Source organism: Ruegeria sp. G2 (genome assembly GCF_056533505.1).
On sequence record NZ_JBQFON010000013.1, the window covers coordinates 65,668 to 87,472 of the forward strand.

At 55.2% G+C, this 21,805-nt stretch carries 20 protein-coding genes and 1 pseudogene; 15 read left to right on the forward strand and 6 right to left on the reverse strand.

Going from position 1 to position 21,805, the window contains the following annotated elements; genetic code table 11:
* Positions 1 to 7 precede the first annotated feature (7 nt).
* Entirely contained in the window at positions 8 to 1,315 is a 1,308-nt protein-coding gene (gene xylA, locus ACR0DU_RS19450; protein WP_480876810.1) for a xylose isomerase, read from the forward strand.
* Between the two features lie 1,012 nt (positions 1,316 to 2,327).
* Here xylA and ACR0DU_RS19455 read toward each other — a convergent pair.
* Complete coding sequence (locus ACR0DU_RS19455) at positions 2,328 to 2,687, reverse strand: group I truncated hemoglobin (protein ID WP_480876813.1); 360 nt, start codon at positions 2,685 to 2,687, stop codon at positions 2,328 to 2,330.
* A gap of 153 nt (positions 2,688 to 2,840) precedes the next feature.
* Here ACR0DU_RS19455 and ACR0DU_RS19460 point away from each other — a divergent pair.
* Positions 2,841 to 4,303: pseudogene (locus ACR0DU_RS19460) on the forward strand (catalase).
* Between the two features lie 169 nt (positions 4,304 to 4,472).
* On the opposite strand, the gene ACR0DU_RS19465 reads toward ACR0DU_RS19460, so the two are convergent.
* Together ACR0DU_RS19465 and ACR0DU_RS19470 are read right to left on the reverse strand one after the other, a co-directional pair.
* Complete coding sequence (locus ACR0DU_RS19465) at positions 4,473 to 4,997, reverse strand: redoxin domain-containing protein (protein ID WP_480876816.1); 525 nt, start codon at positions 4,995 to 4,997, stop codon at positions 4,473 to 4,475.
* 58 nt (positions 4,998 to 5,055) lie between these two features.
* The gene (locus tag ACR0DU_RS19470; RefSeq protein ID WP_480876819.1) at positions 5,056 to 5,805 is read right to left on the reverse strand and encodes a hypothetical protein; all 750 of its coding nucleotides are present in this window, start codon (positions 5,803 to 5,805) and stop codon (positions 5,056 to 5,058) included.
* A gap of 86 nt (positions 5,806 to 5,891) precedes the next feature.
* Between ACR0DU_RS19470 and ACR0DU_RS19475 the strand changes: the two genes are divergently transcribed.
* On the forward strand, positions 5,892 to 6,437 hold the full coding sequence (locus tag ACR0DU_RS19475) for a MarR family winged helix-turn-helix transcriptional regulator (protein ID WP_480876822.1): 546 nt from the start codon (positions 5,892 to 5,894) through the stop codon (positions 6,435 to 6,437).
* Positions 6,434 to 7,132, forward strand: a complete 699-nt coding sequence (locus tag ACR0DU_RS19480) for an MOSC domain-containing protein (RefSeq protein ID WP_170781358.1) — start codon at positions 6,434 to 6,436, stop codon at positions 7,130 to 7,132. The genes ACR0DU_RS19475 and ACR0DU_RS19480 overlap by 4 nt, the downstream gene beginning before the upstream one ends.
* A gap of 787 nt (positions 7,133 to 7,919) precedes the next feature.
* Here ACR0DU_RS19480 and ACR0DU_RS19485 read toward each other — a convergent pair.
* From ACR0DU_RS19485 to ACR0DU_RS19495, 3 genes are all read right to left on the reverse strand, one after another.
* Positions 7,920 to 8,171 (reverse strand): transposase, encoded by a 252-nt coding sequence (locus ACR0DU_RS19485; protein ID WP_480876826.1) that lies wholly within the window; start codon positions 8,169 to 8,171, stop codon positions 7,920 to 7,922.
* Between the two features lie 97 nt (positions 8,172 to 8,268).
* Complete coding sequence (locus tag ACR0DU_RS19490) at positions 8,269 to 9,180, reverse strand: amidohydrolase family protein (RefSeq protein ID WP_170781357.1); 912 nt, start codon at positions 9,178 to 9,180, stop codon at positions 8,269 to 8,271.
* A complete protein-coding gene (locus ACR0DU_RS19495; protein WP_480876829.1) occupies positions 9,177 to 10,178 on the reverse strand; it encodes an ester cyclase in 1,002 nt (333 codons plus the stop codon). Before ACR0DU_RS19495 ends, ACR0DU_RS19490 begins: the two co-directional genes overlap by 4 nt.
* Positions 10,179 to 10,325: 147 nt before the next feature.
* On the opposite strand from ACR0DU_RS19495, the gene ACR0DU_RS19500 reads away from it, so the two are divergent.
* From ACR0DU_RS19500 to ACR0DU_RS19550, 11 genes are all read left to right on the forward strand, one after another.
* A complete protein-coding gene (locus ACR0DU_RS19500; RefSeq protein ID WP_480876832.1) occupies positions 10,326 to 11,375 on the forward strand; it encodes an ABC transporter ATP-binding protein in 1,050 nt (349 codons plus the stop codon).
* A gap of 85 nt (positions 11,376 to 11,460) precedes the next feature.
* Positions 11,461 to 12,687, forward strand: a complete 1,227-nt coding sequence (locus ACR0DU_RS19505; protein WP_480876835.1) for an ABC transporter substrate-binding protein — start codon at positions 11,461 to 11,463, stop codon at positions 12,685 to 12,687.
* Between the two features lie 65 nt (positions 12,688 to 12,752).
* Positions 12,753 to 13,781: a carbohydrate ABC transporter permease gene (locus tag ACR0DU_RS19510; RefSeq protein ID WP_010442384.1), complete on the forward strand. Its 1,029-nt coding sequence runs from the start codon at positions 12,753 to 12,755 to the stop codon at positions 13,779 to 13,781.
* A 1-nt stretch (position 13,782) separates the two neighbouring features.
* Entirely contained in the window at positions 13,783 to 14,664 is an 882-nt protein-coding gene (locus ACR0DU_RS19515; RefSeq protein WP_010442385.1) for a carbohydrate ABC transporter permease, read from the forward strand.
* Between the two features lie 178 nt (positions 14,665 to 14,842).
* Entirely contained in the window at positions 14,843 to 15,871 is a 1,029-nt protein-coding gene (locus ACR0DU_RS19520) for an ester cyclase (protein ID WP_170781353.1), read from the forward strand.
* Between the two features lie 132 nt (positions 15,872 to 16,003).
* Positions 16,004 to 16,534, forward strand: a complete 531-nt coding sequence (locus tag ACR0DU_RS19525) for an ester cyclase (RefSeq protein WP_480876840.1) — start codon at positions 16,004 to 16,006, stop codon at positions 16,532 to 16,534.
* 11 nt (positions 16,535 to 16,545) lie between these two features.
* Complete coding sequence (gene hisD, locus ACR0DU_RS19530) at positions 16,546 to 17,877, forward strand: histidinol dehydrogenase (protein ID WP_480455230.1); 1,332 nt, start codon at positions 16,546 to 16,548, stop codon at positions 17,875 to 17,877.
* Positions 17,874 to 18,926, forward strand: coding sequence for an ester cyclase (locus ACR0DU_RS19535; protein ID WP_480876843.1), 1,053 nt, complete (start codon positions 17,874 to 17,876; stop codon positions 18,924 to 18,926). The genes hisD and ACR0DU_RS19535 overlap by 4 nt, the downstream gene beginning before the upstream one ends.
* Position 18,927: 1 nt before the next feature.
* Complete coding sequence (locus ACR0DU_RS19540; RefSeq protein WP_010442390.1) at positions 18,928 to 19,695, forward strand: SDR family NAD(P)-dependent oxidoreductase; 768 nt, start codon at positions 18,928 to 18,930, stop codon at positions 19,693 to 19,695.
* The gene (locus tag ACR0DU_RS19545) at positions 19,695 to 20,714 is read left to right on the forward strand and encodes a LacI family DNA-binding transcriptional regulator (protein WP_010442391.1); all 1,020 of its coding nucleotides are present in this window, start codon (positions 19,695 to 19,697) and stop codon (positions 20,712 to 20,714) included. Before ACR0DU_RS19540 ends, ACR0DU_RS19545 begins: the two co-directional genes overlap by 1 nt.
* The gene (locus ACR0DU_RS19550; protein ID WP_480876847.1) at positions 20,711 to 21,685 is read left to right on the forward strand and encodes a nuclear transport factor 2 family protein; all 975 of its coding nucleotides are present in this window, start codon (positions 20,711 to 20,713) and stop codon (positions 21,683 to 21,685) included. Before ACR0DU_RS19545 ends, ACR0DU_RS19550 begins: the two co-directional genes overlap by 4 nt.
* Positions 21,686 to 21,805: the final 120 nt, after the last annotated feature.

A 21,805-nucleotide genomic window follows, 5' to 3' on the forward strand; every position in this document is an offset into this window, starting at 1 on the left:
GGCAGAAATGCCAAGTGGATTTTTTGAAGGGATCGAAAAGATCCGGTTTGAAGGCGCGGACAGCGACAACCCGCTGGCATTCCACCATTATAATCCGGACGAGATTGTCATAGGAAAGCGCATGGAGGACCATCTGCGGTTTGCTGTGGCCTGGTGGCATTCATTCGCGTGGGAGGGCGGAGACCCCTTTGGTGGACCTACGTTCGAACGTCCATGGTATCCTCAGGACGATATGGGCCGGGCACGCCAGAAGGCAGATATTGCATTCGAGTTGTTTGAGCTTTTGGGGCAGCCATTCTTTTGCTGGCACGACGCTGATATCCGGCCTGAACAGGGAAATTTTGCCGATAACCTGTGCACATTGGAAGAAATCACCGATTATATCGGTGAAAAGATGCAAGTTTCTGGCACCAAACTGCTTTGGGGTACGGCCAATATGTTCAGTCATCGTCGCTGGATGTCTGGCGCCAGTACCAATCCTGATCCCGACGTTTTTGCGTTCGCTGCAGCGACAGTGAAATCCTGCATGGATGCAACTCACAAACTAGGCGGCGAAAACTATGTTTTGTGGGGTGGTCGTGAGGGCTACGAAACCCTTCTGAACACGGACCTGAAAACTGAATTGGACCACATGGGCCGTTTTCTGAACATGGTCGTAGAGTACAAACACAAGATCGGATTCAAAGGCACTATTCTTGTGGAGCCGAAACCTCAGGAGCCTTCCAAGCACCAATACGACTATGATGCAGCTACTTGCATTGGATTTCTTAGGAAGTACGGTTTGGAGAAAGAAGTGAAGCTGAATCTCGAGCAGGGCCACGCGATCCTTGCCGGGCATAGCTTTGAGCATGAAATTGCGGTTGCGACTGCTGAAGGGATGCTGGGTTCGATTGATATGAACCGCAACGATTACCAATCTGGATGGGATACAGACCAGTTCCCGAACAACACACCGGAAGTTGCCCTAGCTTACTATTACATCCTGAAAGCTGGTGGTTTTACCACCGGCGGCACAAATTTCGACGCCAAAATTCGCCGGCAATCGATTGACGCTGCCGATCTGGTGGCGGCTCATATCGGCGGAATGGACATATGCGCACGCGGTTTGAAAGCAGCGGCTGCAATGATTGAAGATGGAGGCTTGGAAAACGTGCTTTCGCAACGGTATTCCGGTTGGAAGTCTCCCAAAGCGGAGTCCATCTTAAGCAGTAGCCTAGATGAAATTTCCGCGCGCGTTTTAAATGAAGGAATAAACCCAGAGCCGCAATCTGGACGCCAGGAAATATTAGAGAATTATGTGAACAGATTTGTCTAACTGCCAAACTTGGGTGTTTTCCGCTGTTGTCAAAAGCCACGCCAAGCCGCCCTTGGTGCAGAGGACACTAAGGGAGGTTTTGTTTATAACCCGTCCATAAAGACAAAACCTTTCCTTGTTCTGGTCAAGCGGCCGCAATTCTTTTGGGGTCACAAATGCTTGACGTGTGGGTCATAAATGAATGACGTGATTGACCGATTTAATGAGGTTTTGGCCGTCGATTGAGTCGAATATCGGTGACGTACCACACGGTGGTTGCAGTAGCGCGCCATTCACCACTCTGCCCGGTGATGACCGCAGTGCGGACTTTGCTGCCGTCAGTGTTTGCCCGAAGCCAAGTTTTTGACTCTTGCAACTCTTGCCCAAGGCGAACATCTGGGCTGCCGTAAATGCACGAATGAATTTTCCAAGGTTTCTTGGAGTCGCTGGAGCAACACCTCAAACTCATTTGGTGCAGGCTACTCGAACAACTTGGTCCGCCTCGCATTTGTTTCTCTTGGTGCAATCGCCTTCAGAATTTCTACCGCTCTCATAGACACACATAGGTGGTTTCGTTGACCAACCCTGCTTCGTGGTGCATTCATCTTTACCCGTGCATTGCGAGCCTCCACAAGTTTTGGGGCGCCATTGTCTGAGCGACTGATATGTTTTCCATTCACTCGGGCAAGTTCTGCTGGGAAAAGAACATACCGCTTCTGCATTTATCATTTCGGTTAACCCTCCTGCGTTGCTACACTCCACCGCTGTGGCTGCCGCACCGCTAGTGGCTGGAACTGCCACAGCAAGGAAGAAAGTTACTGCAGATAGTTTTGCCATATAGCACACCACTTTTTTTCCCAACGCGATCATACGCAGTACGACAGCAAGAATAAGACCAAGAAAAAGCTCTCAGCCTCACTGTCAATTGGTACTATTAGTGGGCGTTCAGCAAGACCCGGGCGACACCTGCTCCACAAAAATAATCCAATGACCAAGTTTTCACTTTTTCGTGTGCACTCCGTTCACGCAATACTCAAATCCCAACGACTTGCCCTTTGAGGCTATATAGAATGTACAAGACTTCCTCTTGCTCCCGCTGACCAACGTCGTTTGCCTTTAGTGCGTTCACTGCGTCATCCAATACTGCGACAAACTCGTCTCCGCTGATGTTCATGTGCCGATGCGCGCTAGCCATATCCTTGCCTGCATAGATCTCAGGTCCACCAGAACCAGTAATAAAGAAGTCCCCCGCCATTTGCTTGAGGTGCTTTATATCACTTCCTGCAAATCGAGCAGAGACAACTGGGTTTTTGGAGTGATTGTCCACCAGCGTGTCAACTATTCGCCGAATACCATCCGTCCCTCCCAGACGATCATAAAGTGTCGCAGACATTGTCTATCCTTTTTTTATCGGCGTTTCTTAGACGCTAGCACGGTACTCTAATTGGGGCCAAATCTATTGCATTTTGGCTACGCAATTGATCGTAGCTCACCTTGAAAAACGCTGAACACTTTGGGCTCGAAGTGGACGTTCTCAGCGCGCAGGATCAATGACTGCTATCCGGCGATTACCGCGTTTGGCGCGCCAGTGCCTAACAACCAAAATACTCAAACGGCGGGGCCGCGTGGTCCTGCGCTGCTTCAGGATGTCTGGTTTCTCGAGAAGATGGCTCATTTTTTGATCGCGAAGTGATCCCCGAACGCCGAATGCATGCCAAGGGATCAGGCGCATACGGCACGTTCAAAGTGACTCACGACATCACCCGCTATACACGTGCCAAATTGTTCTCTGATGTTGGCAAGAAGACGGATCTCTTCCTGCGCTTTTCGACCGTTGCAGGAGAACGCGGTGCGGCGGACGCGGAACGGGACATTCGCGGCTTTGCAGTCAAGTTTTACACCGAGGAAGGCAACTGGGATCTGGTGGGCAATAACACTCCAGTGTATTTCCTTCGCGACCCATTGAAGTTTCCCGATCTTAACCACGCGGTCAAACGCGATCTGCGGACCAACATGCGCAGTGCGGATAACAACTGGGACTTCTGGACCAGCCTTCCCGAAGCTTTGCTTCAGGTGACAATCGTCATGTCTGATCGCGGGATTCCGGCTACCTACCGACACATGCACGGGTTTGGCAGCCACACGTTCAGCCTTATCAACTCGGATAACGAACGTTTCTGGGTCAAGTTCCATTTCAAAACCCAGCAGGGGATCAAAAACCTTACCGACGAAGAAGTCGCGCAAATCATCTCTGGTGACCGTGAAAGCCATCAGCGTGATCTTTACGATGCTATCGAAGACGGCGATTTTCCCAAATGGACGCTCTACGTCCAAGTCATGCCAGAGAAGGATGCGGGTACATATCACCTCAATCCATTTGATCTGACAAAGGTTTGGCCGCATGGGGACTATCCGCTGATCGAGGTTGGCGAGCTGGAATTGAACCGAAACCCCGAGAACTACTTTGCCGAGGTGGATCAGGCTGCATTCGCGCCTTCTACAATTGTATCTGGTATCAGCTTTTCGCCGGACAAAATGCTGCAGGGACGCCTGTTTTCCTATGGCGACACTCAGCGGTATCGGTTGGGTGTTAACCATTCCCAGATCCCGGTGAATGCGCCGCGTTGCCCGTATCATTCCTACCATCGTGATGGAGCAATGAGAGTCGACGGCAATGCCGGATCTCGGATTGGCTATGAACCCAATATGCATGGCGAATGGTCCGAGCAACCGGATTTCTCTGAACCACCTTTGTCCATCGAAGGTGCTGCGGATCATTGGAACCACCGCGAGGATGACGACTATTTCTCGCAACCCGGTGATTTGTTCCGCCTGATGACGCCGGAGCAGCAAAAAGTGTTGTTCGCAAACACTGCCCGCGCGATTGGCGCTGCAAGGAAGGAAATTCAGATCCGTCACATATCGAACTGTCTCAAGGCCGATCCTGGTTATGGTGCCGGTGTGGCAAGCGCGCTTGGTTTGAGCATCGAGTGTGTAGACCTGGCATAAAAACAATTGGCAATTCCCCGATCTTTTAGGACTTGCCAGACGCTGTGGGTTGTTGGGTAGCGAGCACTGTTTGGTGTTTTTGGGCTTTTCGTCGCCGTGTAAGACAAAACTACGGTTTGGCGATGGCGCTTGGAAAAAACGATTTCCATATGTGGGCACCTTGGCCCGATCACACATTGCAGCTACCTGGTTTGCATTCGCTTTGATCAACAGTGACGGTGCCGCATTTGGTCGACACGACCTCCTGTGTCAGAAGACTGCCAATCTCGGACCCCAATTGAAGTTCCGAAACCTGACCAAGGTGATGCGCAACGATCTGCCCCGCCTGATCTAAAAGGACAAGGCTTGGTGCGCCGCGCATGCCAAAGCGAGACATCGTGTTTGGCAACGGTCCTGCGCCCTGTTTGTCCACGCCGACAGGGAACGTGATGCGATATTCATGCAGGAAAGCTTGCAAAGACACCGGTGTCATAGCGTTGTGATGCTCGAACACGGTGTGCAGGCCAATTACGGCTACCTTCTCTTCAGGAAACGTCCTCTGAATCGACTGCGCCAGGGGAATACCGTGCAGGACACATCCTGGGCAAAGCATTTGAAAGGCCTCAATGACGATAACCCGTCCTTTTAGGTTATCTAGGGTTAGGGGCGTGTCTGTGTTGAACCATTCCGTGACGTCTAACTCTGGTGCTTGCATTTTTTTTGTCCTCAGTAGCAGGCAGCCGCCGTGGGTTCGGCGGCTGCGCAATCGAATGTTAGTGAATCTTGCCCGGCAGGCTCAGTTCGCCAGATGCGACGTCAAAAACATCTGTGACGCACAGCAAGGGAGCATGGATATTAGCGTTCACACGCAAGGCCGAAGTGACGCCATCGTAAGCGACACCTTCCAGTTCGACGTCGCTGGCGAAGCCTGCGTTCACCGAGATTTCGGGCCCGTCGAACAGCGGTGTAAACCCTGGGCTGTCCAGAAAGATCGGGAATCCAGGCCATGTCGCAGGTAGCTTAGGTGTGGAACCTTCGGGGATGTCACGTACGGCAAGCGCGTCGGGTCCGCACGCTTCGGTCGGGGTCAACACTACCCAGTGGCTGTGCCATTCGATGCCGTCATTGGCCGGGTCTCCGTCGCCGTTTTCGTCAAAAAGCGGTGTGTCATCAAAATCTGGATGACTGGTTGCGGCCATTGCAAGGATGCCTGTGCCGCCTCCGAACCCAACGGCCGAAGGGTCCAAAGACGTAGGCCAGACATATGACCAGACGTCTGAACCACCGACCTCTCCGGTTGCCGCCGGAACCGAGGCACCAGCCGATCCATTCGTGGTCATGTGAAAAGTGACCGTGTTTCCATTGCGGTGCGCGTGCGCGGCCAGAATGTCAAAATCCGCGACTTTACTGGCGTCAGCAGAAGATATGATCGCGCCATCCTGATGAATGGCATGGTTCCCATCAGCAAGAGCTGTGCTGCCGATGAGCAGAGCCAAAGTAGAAGTGAGCGTTGAAAGTTTCATGGGTGCCTCCAATAAAAAGATAGCGAGTCGCTACTGTAATGAGAAATACATTGCAACTATAATTTCGAGTCGCTACTAAAAGTGTTGTGAACACAGATCATCGCATACGCACACTGATCAACCGTCTGGCCCGGATTGATGCTTCCGAAGGATGGGCGGGAGATCTAAACCCGACTCAGAGGATGGCGCTCGAGTACCTCGCTGAGGCGAACATGTTCTCGCGCTCGCCGTCGCATGTTGCAGAATACATCGGAACAACCCGTGGAACGATGTCACAGACGCTCAAGGCTTTGGCGCGCAAAGGCTATGTAGAAGAGCATCGCAAAGAACACGATCAGCGGTCGATTTCCTACGAACTCACAAAAGAAGGGGCCGAGATCGTACGTCAGCCAAATCCTGTTGCTCAGGCAATTGGAGATATTCCCTTAGAAAACCAAGCCATGCTTGAGCAAGGGCTGATGCAAGGCCTCAGTTTGGCTTTGGCCGCAAATGGAGGCCGATTGTTCGGCCAATGCAAATCCTGCTCTCACCATGATGCCACGACGGAAAACGGTTTTTGCAAATTGTTGGGTGTTTCATTGGAGCCCGGAGAAAAAGACAAGATCTGCATTGAGCACGAGGAAGCTAAATGAACCGTCCAGAACTGTCGGCAATCGTCGACGGCCTCTTTTTTGGAGCCATCAGAGATCGATGGGAGGGAAAGCCGCCATCTGCCATTCAGAAAGACCGGGTGGACGGGCGGCAAGCCATTACCTCGCTTGGATTTTCCGGGGACGCTCAGGCGGACCTGACCGTGCATGGCGGCAAAGACAAAGCCATCCATCATTATGATTTTGGTCACTATTCGGCTTGGCAAGCAGAGGACCTAATGGCACCCGGTACTATGCCAGCGGCATTTGGCGAGAATATTTCTACGACGGGACTGACCGAGGAGAACCTATGCATAGGGGACATCCTTTCACTAGGATCAGCCGTTGTCCAAATCAGCCAGGGGCGGCAGCCGTGTTGGAAGCTTGGGCTCCATGCGGGGCGAAAGGAAATGCCTTACCAGTTCCAGAAGACGGGCCGGACCGGATGGTATTACCGCGTGCTCGAACCTGGCGAGGTTGGCGCCGGTGATCGGATCACCTTGGCTGAAAGGTCAAATCCCAATTGGTCTGTATTGGCTGTTACACGCGCACGGCTGACTCGTCGCATTCTGCCGGAAGATGCCGAGGTTTTGTCTCAGATGGAAGAACTTGCTGAAGGTTGGCGACAAGCTTTTAGCCGAATGGCTGATGGCAATGCCAAGGAGGATACATCGGCAAGGCTTGGAGACACCGGCTAAGACACCCAACGCGGCGTCCAGTCGTGACATAGTTTCCTCGAACTTGGTAACCTTCTCAATTCCATGATGGTCAAATCCGCGTTTGTCAGTCGCTGGGTGGAACAGGCAAGAAATGAGACATCAACTTCAGCATCGATGAAATGCCATTAATCGCCTTGGGCCAGAAATGCTTGATGTTTGGGTCAAAATTGAATGACGTGATTCACTCATTTGCTGAGGTTTTAGCTGTCGGCTGAGGCAAATTTTAGTGACGTTCCACAGTGCTCGTATAATGCGACACATAGTTCTGTTACCAGCGACAGAACCCTGCCATTTTCGCCTCACTTCCTTCATCCAGCACCTATACATTTCATTGAACCTGACTTCCTTTTAGGAAAATCAGGGCTGATTTGCAGATCAGACGCCGAAGGCGCCTGTTCTTGCTGATCTGCCACGTGGCGAACACGGATGGGGGCGAGGCAATGCTATTCGACAATGGTGGTGCGGCCTGCGGGCGGAGCTGAGGACACGGTGTTGTCTAATAGGGTTGCCCGAGGGGGAAGGCAGCGTCTTACCCCTGATGGCAGGGGCGTTTGGCTTGTCCAAATCCCGCGACCCCAAAAACAAATGCGGCGGTGCTAGCCGCGCCGGTTCTTTTTGCGCCAGAACGCGTTGTTATTCTAATGAATCGGGCGGGAAGCGGTCCTTCGCTGCGAGCGTGGGATTGAATTGACGTTATCGCTGAAAGCGGACATTCATCGTCAATATTGCTCCTGCTAAGTTGCTAGGGTCAGGACCCGTTCTTGTTTCATAGCCAGAACATGACGGTCTCGGTGAGCGCGATGGCTGAGAGGAATACCTTTGGGCACCTGTCGTATCGGGTTGCGACACGCCGCCCGTCCTTGAGTCTACTGAACATGATCTCGATCTTGTTGCGGCGTTTGTATCGGCGCTTGTCGTAATTGACGGTGGTTCTGCGCTGCTTTTGACCTGGGATACAGGCGCGTATCCCTTTTGCGATACATCCCTTCGGACATTGTGTGCCATTAAAAGAACTCATGACCAGGCATTCTAGCTTGTATTACGGTGAGTCATCGGATTGCTTTATCGATGCGGGGCAATGGTTTAATTTTTTGCAACCAAACCCTCAGTCTGCACTAGCGATTCAAAATTGAATCTGCCTCCCAAGGAACCTCAAGGTCATAAAATCTTATAGCAGTTTCGCTGAATACCGCCGAATGCGATTCAGCGGGAACCAGATCGCGGTAAACCTCCGCCAAAGTGGCATAGTCGCCATAGAGTTTATCTACTGGAAAATTGGAGCCAAACATGACCCTCTTAGGCCCAAATTGTTCAAGGCATTCATCCACGATCGGTCGAATGCTATCTAGGGTCCAGTTGTGATCGAACATTCCCAAACCTGAGAGTTTACACGAAACATTAGGCAGATTGGACAGCGCGCGTAGATTTTGAGCCCATTCCTTCAGGCCCGCGGGGCTGCGGTCATGCGGCGATCCGGCGTGGCATAGTGCAACACGAATATCCGGCGCCAGCGCCAGCACTCGGGCGGTCTTTTTCATGAGTTCGGGAACGAGTTGCAGATCAAAGCTGAGATTGCATATTCCGGCTTCTTTTAAACCGATCAGGAATTGTGGATCGTCCAGTAGTGCATTGGTGCCTGTCTGTGCGTCCTCTCCGGGTGCGCGGCCAACGATCTGGCGCACGCCACGCACAGTCGGAAGGGTCTGAAACGTGTCGAGCTGGGCGGATAGTTCGGTTGAAGTCAGATCACAATACACAACCTGCGCCATCGGCCAGTCTGAATTGGCATCGGCGACAGATTGAACCCATCTGGCTTCGTCAAGGCCGTTTTCTGCTCCCACCTGAATATGGATCGACGCACCGATGCCGCAGGGCGCGGCTTCGGACCGGAACTCGCTCAGCTGGTAATTCCGTTGAATCGGCGTTGGGTCGCCGAAGAACCTTTCCACCCCGCGTGCCATCAGCCAAGGGTAGTGTACTGCCTCGAGGTCCCAAAGGTGGTGATGTGCGTCGATCCAATGAGTCATGTTCGCGGCACCTCTGCCATTCGGGCCAGAATATCGACACCTTGTTGTTTCCAAAAGTGGAGGAGGTCAATGAAGATCCAGTTTTCGGCCAGTTTGTCCCCGGAACGCCGGTAGATATCGATCACCCTGAATTCGCCGGTTTTGCCGGTGGCGGGCATGCCCATGAAACCTCCCGTGGGACGCGCGGTGAAGTTCGGCCACCCAAAGAAACCACCATAGTGACCTTCGGCCATGCGGCAGATGTGTTTGGTTTTTGAGCGATCCGCAAACGAGGACCGGAACGGCCCAGCATGTTGTTTTGCATAGCGTTCAATTGTGTAAGTCGCCCCGATGCCCGATGGCCCCCACCAGATCATATCCTCACACCAGGTGCGGCGCAGTTCGTCCACAAGGCTCAAACCGCTGTCCCAGCGACCGAGATCGGAAATCATTGTGTTAATGGCCGCTAAGGTTTTCTCGCCTTCTACGGCGGGCTGTGGGCCGAACATTAACCCATCGTGAGTCATCGGTCCGGGCTGAACCAGCTGCGCGGCCGTCTGAGGAGGGAAGGGTTGTAACCCCGCCTGCATCATCAGGTGCGGGATGTCAAAATACATCGCGGTCTCGGTGATTTTGCCGTTCTCGATCTTGTTGAACTCGCAATATCGCAGGAAGACCATCTTGTGTGTCGGGGGAATGCCCAGCCAGTTTTTGTCGAATAAACCCATCAAATGACCCATCGACACAACCCAGACCGAGCTATGCCCGTCGATCTCATTCGCGCCCGCCATGAACACATCCATCCGACGCTGCAAACCTGTTAGGCTCGACCGCAGAGGAAGCCAAAATTTTTGGACTACATCATCGATTCCGTTCAGTTCGTTGAAAGGATGGAATCCTCGCCATAACAGCCCTTCTACGCAAAAGTCCGAGAGTGTTTCTGCGATGGCGGCGCTCTTTGATCGACTCAGCGCATCGTAGAAGCCGAGGACAATTTTTTTCTCGGATCCATAAGACATATCGTTTTCTTTCAGTGCTTTAGGATTTTGGTAGCATCGGCAGTCGGCATGATTGCATTCGCATGCAAAAAAAACTTGCCATAAGCTTTACTGAATGTCTATGCTTCTGCATGCGTATGCATAAGTTTGCGCGCCAGGGAGGATAGAATGGCCGAAATTCAACTTCGCAATGTCGGTAAGCGTTGGGGTTCATTTGTCGGCGTAGACAATTTTGACCTCACAATCGCCGACAAGGAATTTCTGGTGCTCCTTGGCCCATCAGGATGTGGCAAAACCACGACCATGCGCATGATCGCGGGCCTGGAAGACGCCAGTGAAGGCGATATTCTGATCGATGGCGCACGTGTTAACGACATGGAGCCCAAGGACCGGGACGTCGCGATGGTGTTCCAGTCCTACGCCCTGTATCCGAATATGAACGTTTATGAGAATATACGGTTCCCACTTAAGGTTCGCGGCATTGATCCCGCAACACATGACGAAAAAGTACGTCGCGCGTCGGCGATGGTTGAACTGGATGACTTCCTGCATCGTAAACCGGCAGAGCTGTCGGGTGGGCAGCGACAGCGGGTCGCGCTGGCGCGTGCCATTGTTCGAGAACCCAACGTGTTCTTGATGGATGAGCCACTATCAAACCTGGACGCAAAACTGCGCGTTTCTACCCGCGCCCAGATCAAGAACCTTAGTCACGAGCTGGCTGTGACAACGATCTACGTCACCCATGACCAGATCGAAGCAATGACGTTGGCCGATCGCGTGGTGATCATGAAACAGGGCGTGGTTCAGCAGGTCGGCTCTCCGACCGACATTTACGATGAGCCCGCAAACACATTTGTGGCGAGTTTTATTGGCAACCCGGCAATGAACCTTGTTGATGGCGATGTCAAAAGTGGAGTGTTCCGCGCCCAAAGCACAGAGGTGCACGGGCTGAACGCACCGGACGGTCCCATCACGCTGGGATTTCGCGCAGAGGACGCCAATGTTGTGGAAAGCGGTGGCGAGATCAACGCACCGATCTACACGCAAGAGCTTTTGGGCGACAGCACCATGGTTTCGGTTCGGATTGGTGGTGCGCTTGTTTCAGTCAAGGCTGACAAAACCTATCGGGCCGAAATCGACGATCAGGTTTCGATCCATATCCACACCGATCACTGCCACTTGTTTGATGCGCAAACAGGTGCGCGCTTGAATGGCTAACCGTTAGAATCCGTACCCGTCACAACGGGTTCAAACAAGGGTGCAGACTTCGAAGATGCACCCAAACATCCAGGGAGGAATACTTATGTTTCTAAAGAGAATCGCATTGGCTGGCTCGATGGCCGCCTTTGCCGCGAGCGCAGGATATGCCTGTGAAATCGACGGTCGGGTCAATATTGTTGGCAACGAATTTGCGGCCATTCAGGCCGTCGCGGCCGGTGCCAAGGAATGCACCGGGGCGTCAGTAGAATCTAACCTGACATCGGAGCACCAAACCATCAACGTGGCTGGTTTGTCCGGAAACCCGTCTGAGTATACCAGTGCCATCATCGCCAACAGCTCGATAGTGGCGCTGATGAACGAAGACGTCATTCGCCCGCTAAACGATCTTGTGGAACAACATGGTCAGGACCTGCAGCCAGGACAGCTGATCAAAATTGGCGACAATATCATGGCCATCGCGTTCATGGCCAATGCGCAGCACCTGATGTACCGCAAGGATGTTCTGGAGCAGGCTGGTGTTGAAGTGCCAACCTCGTATGAGGAACTGCTCGAAGTGGCCAGCGCCATTCGCGAGCAGGGGATCATGCAAAATCCGGTGGGCGGCGCCTACGCATCGGGTTGGAATCTGGCACAAGAATTCAACAATATGTTCCTTGGCTATGGTGGCCAGCACTTCAAGCCCGGCACGGCCGAACCCAACGTTAATTCTGAAGCCGGCGTAAACGCGCTGAACATGATGAAAGCGTTGTCGGAATACATGAATCCCGACTTCCTGACCCATGACTCGAACGCCACCAACGCTGAATACCGCGCGGGCAACGTTGCAATTATGAACATGTGGGGGTCGCGTGCGTCACAGCAGACCACCACCGAGGGCGTGTTGCAAGAGGTGATCGACGGTCACGCGATTGGCGCACCGCTGACAGTTGGTGGCGGGGATACCCCGGCATCGACCCTGTGGTGGGACGGCTGGACTGTCGGAAAAAACATCTCGGATGAAGAGGCCGAGGCCACATTCATCGCCATGAAACACGGTATCCGCCCGGACATGTTGAACGATGAGACCACGCCGCTAGCGGTTTGGCTGATCGAAGGCTACGAGCCCGCTGCAGATGCCGAAGGCGTTTTTGCCGCGGCCAAAATGGGCACGCCCGCTTATCCGATGCTGCCCTACATGGGTCTGATGCACAGCGCACTTGGCAACGAACTTGCGGACTTCATGCAAGGCAAGGAAAGCGCTGAACAGGCACTTGCCGATGTCGAGGCCGCCTATCGCGCCGCCGCCATCGAGCAAGGCTATTTGCAATAACAAGCCCATTGCGCGGGCGCCTTCGATATCCGCCCGCGCAAACCCACTGACGCGAGGATTGCAACATGCGCCATAAGACATTCCTTTGGTTCTTCCTGCCCACAGGACTTGCGATGTTGCTGTTCATCGCGATGCCAATCGTGTCGATCGTGACGCAATCGATCTTTGCACCTCACCCAGCTGTTCTGCTAGAGGTCGAAAGCTGTACCCCTCTGATCGGCTGCACCACAGAGACGACCATTGACCAAGAGGCTACCGCAGCTCTGCGAGAAGCACAGCCTTTGGGGCGGTTTGTTGGGCTGGGTATTTACTTTGACCGCGGTCATTTGGCGATCCAGGAAATCAGCCAGATGTGGGCGTCCAACGAGACGTGGGACGGGTTCTTCTCGGAACTGGGAAATCTGCCTTTTTACCGGGCAATGGCGTTCACGCTTACCTTCACTTTCATTGTTACGCCTCTCACGATCCTCTTGGGGCTGGTAATCGCTCTGGCAGTTAACTCACTGCACCGGCACCTCAAAGGTCTGATGATCTTCTTTTCGCTTCTGCCCATGATCGTCACCCCGCTTATCGGGTCTCTTATCCTGTTCTGGATGATCGACAGCCGCGGTGTCATTGGTAACGCTCTTGTATACATGGCCGGAGATCCGAATTTCAGCCTTAAGGCCTCAACCGGGCTAATGTGGGTTGCCTTGATGGTTTACGGCGTCTGGAGCTCGGCCCCGTTTGCCTTCGTCGTGTTCTATGCTGGGCTACAAACGCTGCCTCAGGACCAGATTGAGGCGGCGCAGATCGACGGCGCAACGCGCTGGCAACAAGTCAAGTTTGTTGTCGTCCCGCATCTCATGCCACTTGTGACATTTGTTGCGCTGATCCAACTGATGGACAATTTCAAAGTGCTTGAGCCGATCATCGGGTTTAGCGCCGGAGCGCATGCACAATCCCTCAGCACCTTCATTTTGAACGACATGAGTGGTGAAACCCGGCAACTTTCATCCGCTGCTGCAACCTCTGTGATGACAATTATCGGGGTCGCCATTCTTCTGTCGCCCGTGCTTGTCCGCACATGGCGTGACTTCAAAGGAGCAAGATAAGATGGCCAGTCGCGCACAAAGAATGCCCAAAAGCCTTCGGATAGCCTCTTCCTTATTCGTGCTCCTTTGGTTCTTCCTGGCTGCTTTCCCTTTCTTCTGGACGGTATGGGGCTCGTTCAAAGTCGAGTTGGATTTCTTCTCTATCGCGGACTGGACCAATGCGTTGACCGGTGCCCGAACCGAAGCAGTCTATGGCTCGCCATTCACCACCACCGGCTATGAGGGCGCATGGATACAGGAAGAATTCTGGCGCAATGTTCTCAATACCGGAATCGTGTGTTTCTTCGTAGTCACTATTTCATTGACTATCGGAACGCTGGGAGGCTACGCGCTTTCACGGTCAACCTATAATTACACGTTCTGGCTGTTGATCACGGCGTTGATATTCCGTGCGATGCCACCGATTGCGCTGGTTTCAGGATATCTGCTGCCCTTCTTTGAATGGAATATCTGGGGAATCCTCCCAACCACCATCATCGTGCTTGTGGCGATCAACCAGCCCTTTACCCTGTGGATGCTGCATTCCTTCTTCAAGAACATCCCAAGCGAATTGGACGAAAGCGCCAAAGTCGATGGCTGCAACCAGTTTCAAGCCTTCCGCCGCGTGATCATTCCGGTGATGTGGCCGGGTGTCATCACCACCGGGCTGTTCTCTTTTCTGTTGGCTTATAATGACTTTGCCGTGGGGGCGATGCTGCTGTCCGAAAGCAACCGAACTATGGTGCCCGCCATTGCCGCGTTCCTCGGTACAACGCAAACCGAGGGCAACGTGATGTTCGCCGTTGCAGCCGTGGTTTCAGCCACTGTTCCACTGTTCATTCTGGTGATGTTCTTCCAGCGCCAGATTGTGGGCGGTCTGACCGCCGGGGCTGTGAAAGGCTGACTCAGATGGGACGCACGCATCCTCAGTCGGTATCTGCCCATGCGCACACAGCCCTCCTGAACATGGCTGCGTGCCGGGCAAGACGGCCGGGACGAATTCCATTTGCTTTGATGCGCGCGGGACCTCCTGCTCGTTCAGCATCAAAGCAAATTGGAATCCGTTTGATAAGGACAGCGCCATGAACGCCCGCGCAAACCGCCCTGCCATGGGTATCGCCACCGAAACCACGTTTGATAATAAGCGGCTCTACCGCCAGTTTCTAAACAGCTTCAACCAGGTTGTCGGCCCCGCCACCGAACTAGCCGCAGTGGCGATCTTTTCGCCAGACGCGAGGATCGAAGCCAGCCACCCGATCAATACCGCCCGCAGCGGTGATGGCTATATGCGCGAAATCATCGCGCCCATTGCAGAGGCCTTTGAAGGCTGCACCCGCCAGGATTACGTCGTGACCGGTGGTGAATACCTTGGCACCGAATGGGTCACCTCGACCGGCTATTTCCACGGCCACTTCACTCGGCCCTTCTGCGGTATCCCGCCCAGCGGCAAGCTGGCCTTTCTGCGCTACGGTGAATTTCACCGGATGGAAGGTGGAAAGATTGTCGAAACTTACGTCTTCCTCGGCTTTGCAGAGCTGATCATTGCGCTCGGCCTCTGGCCGCTGGAGTTGCAGGGCTATGAGGGCACCGTTCCCGGTCCCGCAACCCATGACGGCAATGTCATCGGCCCCTCGGACCCGGAACAATCGCGCTTCACCGCCGATCTGGTCGAAGACATGCTGAAACAGCTGACTACCAAGGATCAGAACTGGCGCCCCTACTGGGACGAGCGTATGGTCTGGTACGGCCCTGGCGGGCTGGGATCCTATGCCACAGTCGATGCCTTTGCAAAATTCCAATCCCCCTTCGAGGATACTTTCGAAGGCTGGGGCGATGGCCAGCGCGAAGGCATCACCGGTGTTGGATCCAACTGCAAGGCGGGCGATGGGGATTATGCCTTCCTGTGCGGCTGGCCGCAGATCACCGGCGTGCAGGTGAAACCCTTTCTGGGGGTGGAGCCTACTGGCAAACGCGTCTTCATGCGCGACTGCGACTGGTGGCGCTGCGCGGACGGGAAGATCATCGAGAATTGGTGCATGCTCGACATCCCGCATGTGCTGTTGCAGCTGGGTTACGACCTTTTTGCTGAAATCGCCGAGCAAGCCGCATGAGCTGTTCCGCCAGACATAACGCAGTTGGGCGCCACCCGGCGCTCAACCGGATGCCAAGGGATTTTCTGACGGCCGACTAACCCTCCCCGTCCATACAGAAAACCCCTTGGTAACCATAAAAGGAAGAGACACATGAAGGGCTCCCGCCCAGAACAGGCCGTGCTGACACGTGACACGGACATGAGCAAAACCGATCAGACCCGCGCCGTGATCGAAACGATGGTGGATGGCCTGAACGACCACCGCATTGACGATATCGGCGAGTTTTTCGCGCAAGGCTTTCGCTGGATGGGCAATCAGGGTTGCGGCACCAAGACCGGGTTGCATGAGTTTCAGGAAAACTGGCAGCGCCCGTTTCAGGCTGCCTTTTCGGATAAGACCTGCATCGACGAAGCGCGTCTCTACATGGGCGAATGGGCTGCGGCTTTTGGCCGTCAGGAAGCGACCCATTCTGGCGAGTTTCTGGGCATCGCCCCGACAGGCAAGCGGGTCGAGATCCGCTACATGGATTTCTGGAAAGTCGTCGACGGTAAGATCGTCGACAATTGGGTGAATGTCGATTTCGCCCACGTCGCCGCGCAGCTTGGCGTTGATCTGTTCAATGGCGAAGGCTGGGAAACATTCGACCGGGGAGAGAAGGTTCCGCCCCGGCCCGACAATTGAGGATTAGAACAATGGCAATTGAATATCTGAAACGCGGCAAACCCGAGGCCGACCGGGCCGAAGATGACGCCAAAACACGCGCTGTCGTCGAGGCGACGCTGAAAGATATCGAAACTCGCGGTGACGCGGCGGTGCGCGAGTTGTCGGAGAAATTCGACAACTATTCGCCTGAGAGTTTCCGCCTGAGCCAGCAGCAGATCGACGACCTGATCGCGTCGCTGACCGAACGCGAACTGGCGGATATCAGGTTTGCGCAGGCACAGGTGACGAACTTTGCGCAGGCGCAGCGCGACTCGATGCTGGATATCGAGGTTGAGACGCAGCCTGGCGTGATACTGGGCCACAAGAACATCCCCGTGCAATCCGTGGGTTGCTATGTGCCCGGCGGCAAGTTCCCGATGGTGGCTTCGGCGCATATGTCGGTTGCAACAGCGAAGGTCGCCGGTGTGCCTCGCATCATTGCCTGCACCCCGCCGTTTCAGGGCAAACCGAACGCTGCGGTGATCGCGGCCATGCATTTGGGCGGCGCGCATGAGATCTATGTCATGGGTGGCATCCAAGCCATCGGCGCCATGGCAATCGGGACCGAGACCATCGATCCGGTTCACATGTTGGTTGGCCCCGGTAACGCCTTTGTGGCCGAAGCCAAGCGCCAGTTGTTTGGCCGCGTCGGCATTGATCTCTTCGCTGGCCCGACCGAGACCATGGTGATCGCCGATGAAACCGCAGCCGATGCCGAGCTTTGCGCAACCGATCTGCTGGGTCAGGCAGAACATGGCTATAACAGTCCCTGCGTTCTGCTGACCAACTCGCACAAACTGGCTGCTGAAACTCTGTCGGAAGTCGACCGCCTGCTGGGCATTCTTCCGACCGCGGGCACCGCGAAAGTGTCGTGGGACGAGTATGGCGAGGTGATCGTCTGCGACAGCTATGACGAGATGCTGCAGGTCGCTGATGATATCGCATCCGAGCACGTTCAGGTCATGACCAACCGCGACGATTGGTTCTTGGAAAACATGACCTGCTATGGCGCGTTGTTCCTCGGTCCACGCACCAATGTGGCAAACGGCGATAAGGTGATCGGGACAAACCACACCCTGCCGACCAAGAAGGCCGGTCGCTATACAGGCGGTCTCTGGGTGGGTAAGTTCATGAAAACCCACAGCTACCAGAAGGTCGTCACCGACGAGGCTGCGACGCTGATCGGCGAATACGGCTCGCGCCTGTGCATGCTGGAAGGCTTTGTCGGCCATGCCGAGCAATGCAATATCCGCGTCCGCCGCTATGGTGGGATCAACGTTCCTTACGGTGAAGGCGCCCCTTACCGAGAGGCTGCGGAATGACCGACGTCCATTCAGCGAACAAGGCGCTGATCGCCCGGTTGCGGGCGGCAATGTACGGTTTTGACGAAGCAGGGGTGCGCGCCGCGCTGGATGGGCTGATCGCACCGGGCGCGGTCGTGCATATGCCGCATCCTTTCGGTGATCTGATCGGTCCGCAGGACCTCTACGACACCTGCTATGCGCCGCTGCTGAAAGCCATGCCCGATCTGGAACGCCGGGACTGGATCGTGATGGGTGGGCCAACGGAACATGGCGATGATTGGGTCGGTTGTGGCGGGCATTACATTGGCACTTTCGTCGCCCCGTGGTTGGACATCCCGCCAACCGGGCACCTGACCCATATGCGGTTCCACGAATTCTACCGCATCACCGATGGCAAGGTTGTCGAGATCCAGACTCTGTGGGACATCCCCGAGGTGATGATGCAGGCCAAGGCCTGGCCCATGGCCCCGTCGCTGGGGCTGGAATTTTGCATTCCCGGTCCGGCAACGCTGGACGGCATCGTGCCCGGATCGTGGGATGAGGCGACATCGCAGGCCTCGTGCACTCACATTGTCTCAATGCTCGAACACCTTAAGAAACACCCCAGCCAGGGCGGTCCCGCAGTGATGGAGATGGAGAAGTTCTGGCATCCGCGCATGAATTGGTACGGTCCTGCAGGGATCGGTACGGGTCGCGGTATCGCGGGGTTCCGCAACTGGCACCAGATTCCGTTCCTGAACGGTATGCCCGATCGTGGCCAGTACGTTGAGGATATCACCTATCACTTCTTCGGTGACGGCGACTATGCCGCCGTTACCGGCTGGCCCGACATGATTCAGACCGTCACGCATGATGGCTGGATGGGTATCGCGCCGTCCGGCAAGCGGATTACCATGCGCAGCCTCGATTTCTGGCGGCTCGAAGATGGTCTGATCCGCGAGAACTGGGTCATGGTCGATCTGCTGGACGCCTACCGCCAACTGGGCGTAGATGTCTTTGCCCGCCTGCGCGAGTTTAATAAGGCACGTGTTCCGGGCAAAATTCCATTCCCGGTCGGCGAGGTCTGATATGCCCCAATTCCCCAGCACCCCCAGTTTCAGCCTCAGCGGCAAGCGCGCACTTGTCGCCGGAGCTTCCTCGGGCATCGGCATGGCCTGCGCGGTTGCGCTGGCCGAACATGGTGCCGAGGTCACTCTGGCTGCGCGCCGCGCAGATGCGCTGCGCGATATCGCCGAGGAAATGAGCGCCCGGGGCTGGGCTGCCCATGTGCTTGAACTGGATGTCTCGGACGTGGCGGAAACGGCTGAGTCTGTGGCGCAGAACGGACCGTTTGATGTATTGCTGAATTCGGCAGGGCTGGCCCGGCACGGTAAGGCTGTGGACACGCGACCGGATGATTTCGATGCCGTGATGGGGGTGAATGTCCGGGGCGCCTATTTCCTGACGCAAGCTGTGGCCAGGGGGCTGTTGGAGGCCGGTTGTGCCGGGTCGCTGATTAACATCTCAAGCCAGATGGGTCATGTCGGTGGCAGGGAACGCGCGGTGTACTGCGCGTCGAAATTCGCGGTCGAAGGGTTCACCAAGGCGATGGCGTTGGAGTTCGGACCCGCAAAGATCCGCGTCAACACGATATGCCCCACATTCATCTTGACCGACCTGACTAGATCGACCTTCGATGACCCGGACAAACGCGCCTGGATTCTGGACAAGATCAAGCTGGGCCGACCGGGCGAGATTGAGGATATCATGGGGGCTGTGGTCTATCTGGCCTCGGATGCGTCGGCGCTTGTGACCGGCACAGCAATATTGATCGACGGAGGTTGGACAGCGGACTGATGGCAGCACACAAGGTTACATCCATGGACGTTGCACGGATGGCTGGGGTCAGCCAATCCGCAGTCAGCCGGGTGTTTACGCCGGGCGCCTCGGCTTCGCCCAAGACGGTTGCTAAGGTACGCAAGGTGGCTGAGGCATTGGGATATCGGCCCAATGTGCTGGCCCGCGCCATGGTCTCGGGCAAAAGCGGCATCATCGGTCTGGTTGTGGCCTACCTGAACAATCAGTTCTATCCAGAGGCGCTGGAAAAACTGTCGAACGCCTTACAGGAGCGCGGGTATCATGTGCTGATATTCATGGCCTCTAATACGGCCCAGAACATCGACAAGATTGTTGGCGAAATCCTGGATTTTCAGGTTGATGGGATCGTTGCTGCTTCGGTCGCGCTGTCATCCGATCTGTCTGATCGCTGCCGGGCGGCCGGGGTGCCCATGGTTCTGTTCAACCGGGGGCAGGATGATCCCACGATGTCATCGGTCACTTCGGACAACCTGGCCGGAGGACGTAAGGTCGCCGAATTTCTGCTGGCCGCAGGGCACAAGAAAATCAGCTATGTCGCCGGTTGGGAAGGCGCGTCGACCCAGCGGGACCGCGAGGCCGGTTTTGTCGCGGCTCTGCACCAAGCGGGCTTGACGCTACACAGCCGCGAGGTTGGCAACTTTGGAACGGAAGATGCGCGGGACGCAACCCGCAGGATGTTTGCCTTGGACCCGCCTGATGCTGTCTTCGTTGCCAACGATCATATGGCGATCGCGGTGATGGACACGCTCCGGTTCGAGCTGGGCCTGAAGATCCCTGAAGACGTTTCGGTGGTGGGGTATGATGATGTCGCCGTTGCGGCCTGGCCTAGCTATGACCTGACAACAGTCCGACAGCCAGCCAACCGCATGGTGGCGGAAACGGTGGACATTCTGCTCAGTAAAATCGACGACCCGCAGATAGAGCCCAAGCAGCTTGAGATCGACGGACCACTGATCATTCGCGGCTCGGCCCGCATTCCTGAAGGATGGCAAACATGAAGGGATTTGATCCCAAATTCAAAGACTTTCCCGACTATATTATCGGGATTACCAAAGAGATATGGGAAGATCGTGGAATTGCCACTTTGCACCACTATTATGCGCCGGATATCGTTGTGCGTTCGCCCGGTTCGGTTGTGGTTGGCAATCAGGGGGTTATCGCCGCCACGATGGCAACCCTTGCCGAGTTTCCGGATCGTACATTGCTTGGCGAGGATGTGATCTGGTCGGGCACACCGGAAGAGGGTATGCTGTCGTCGCACCGCCTGCTGTCCACGGCAACGCATTTGGGCGACGGCGTTTATGGCAAGGCGACCGGTAAAAAGCTGGTTTATCGCATCCTCGCCGATTGCCACGCAATCAATAACCAGATCAACGACGAATGGCTGATCCGCGACCAAAGCGCGATTGTCCAACAGATGGGCTGGGATCCCAAGGAATACGCCCGCGACCTGATCGCCCGCGAGGGCGGACATGACGCCTGTATTCAGCCTTACACGCCCGCAAACGATCAGCCTGGCCCTTATAAAGGCCGTGGCAACGACAACGAATGGGGCCAAAAATATGCCGACATTCTGACCCGGATCATGAATGCCGATATGGGTGTGATCGAGGAAGAGTATGATCGCGCCGTCCTCTCGGAGTATCCCGGTGGCACCACAGGGCATAGCTGGGGGCCGGTGGATCGGTTCTGGATGGGTTTGCGCGCTTCTTTCCCAAATGCCGAGTTCAAGATCCACCATCAGATCGGACGGGACGATCCCATGATGCCACCCCGCGCCGCGATCCGCTGGACGCTGCACGGCAAGCATGACGGCTGGGGCGTTTTCGGCGTGCCGACCGGGGCCGAGGTTTTTGTTCTGGGCATCAGCCAGGCCGAGTTTGGTCCCTGGGGTCTGCGCAAGGAATATACACTGTTTGACGAAACCTCGATCTGGAAACAGATCCTGATGAAAACCGGCGATCTCTAATATGTCGCTCCGTGTCTCAAATCTGGATGCCGGGCAGGCGTTGCGGCGGTTCCACGCCCATCGCGCCAGCCTGCGCGCCCGGCGGCTGAACAATCGCCCGCCGGGAGGTTTGGTTTGATC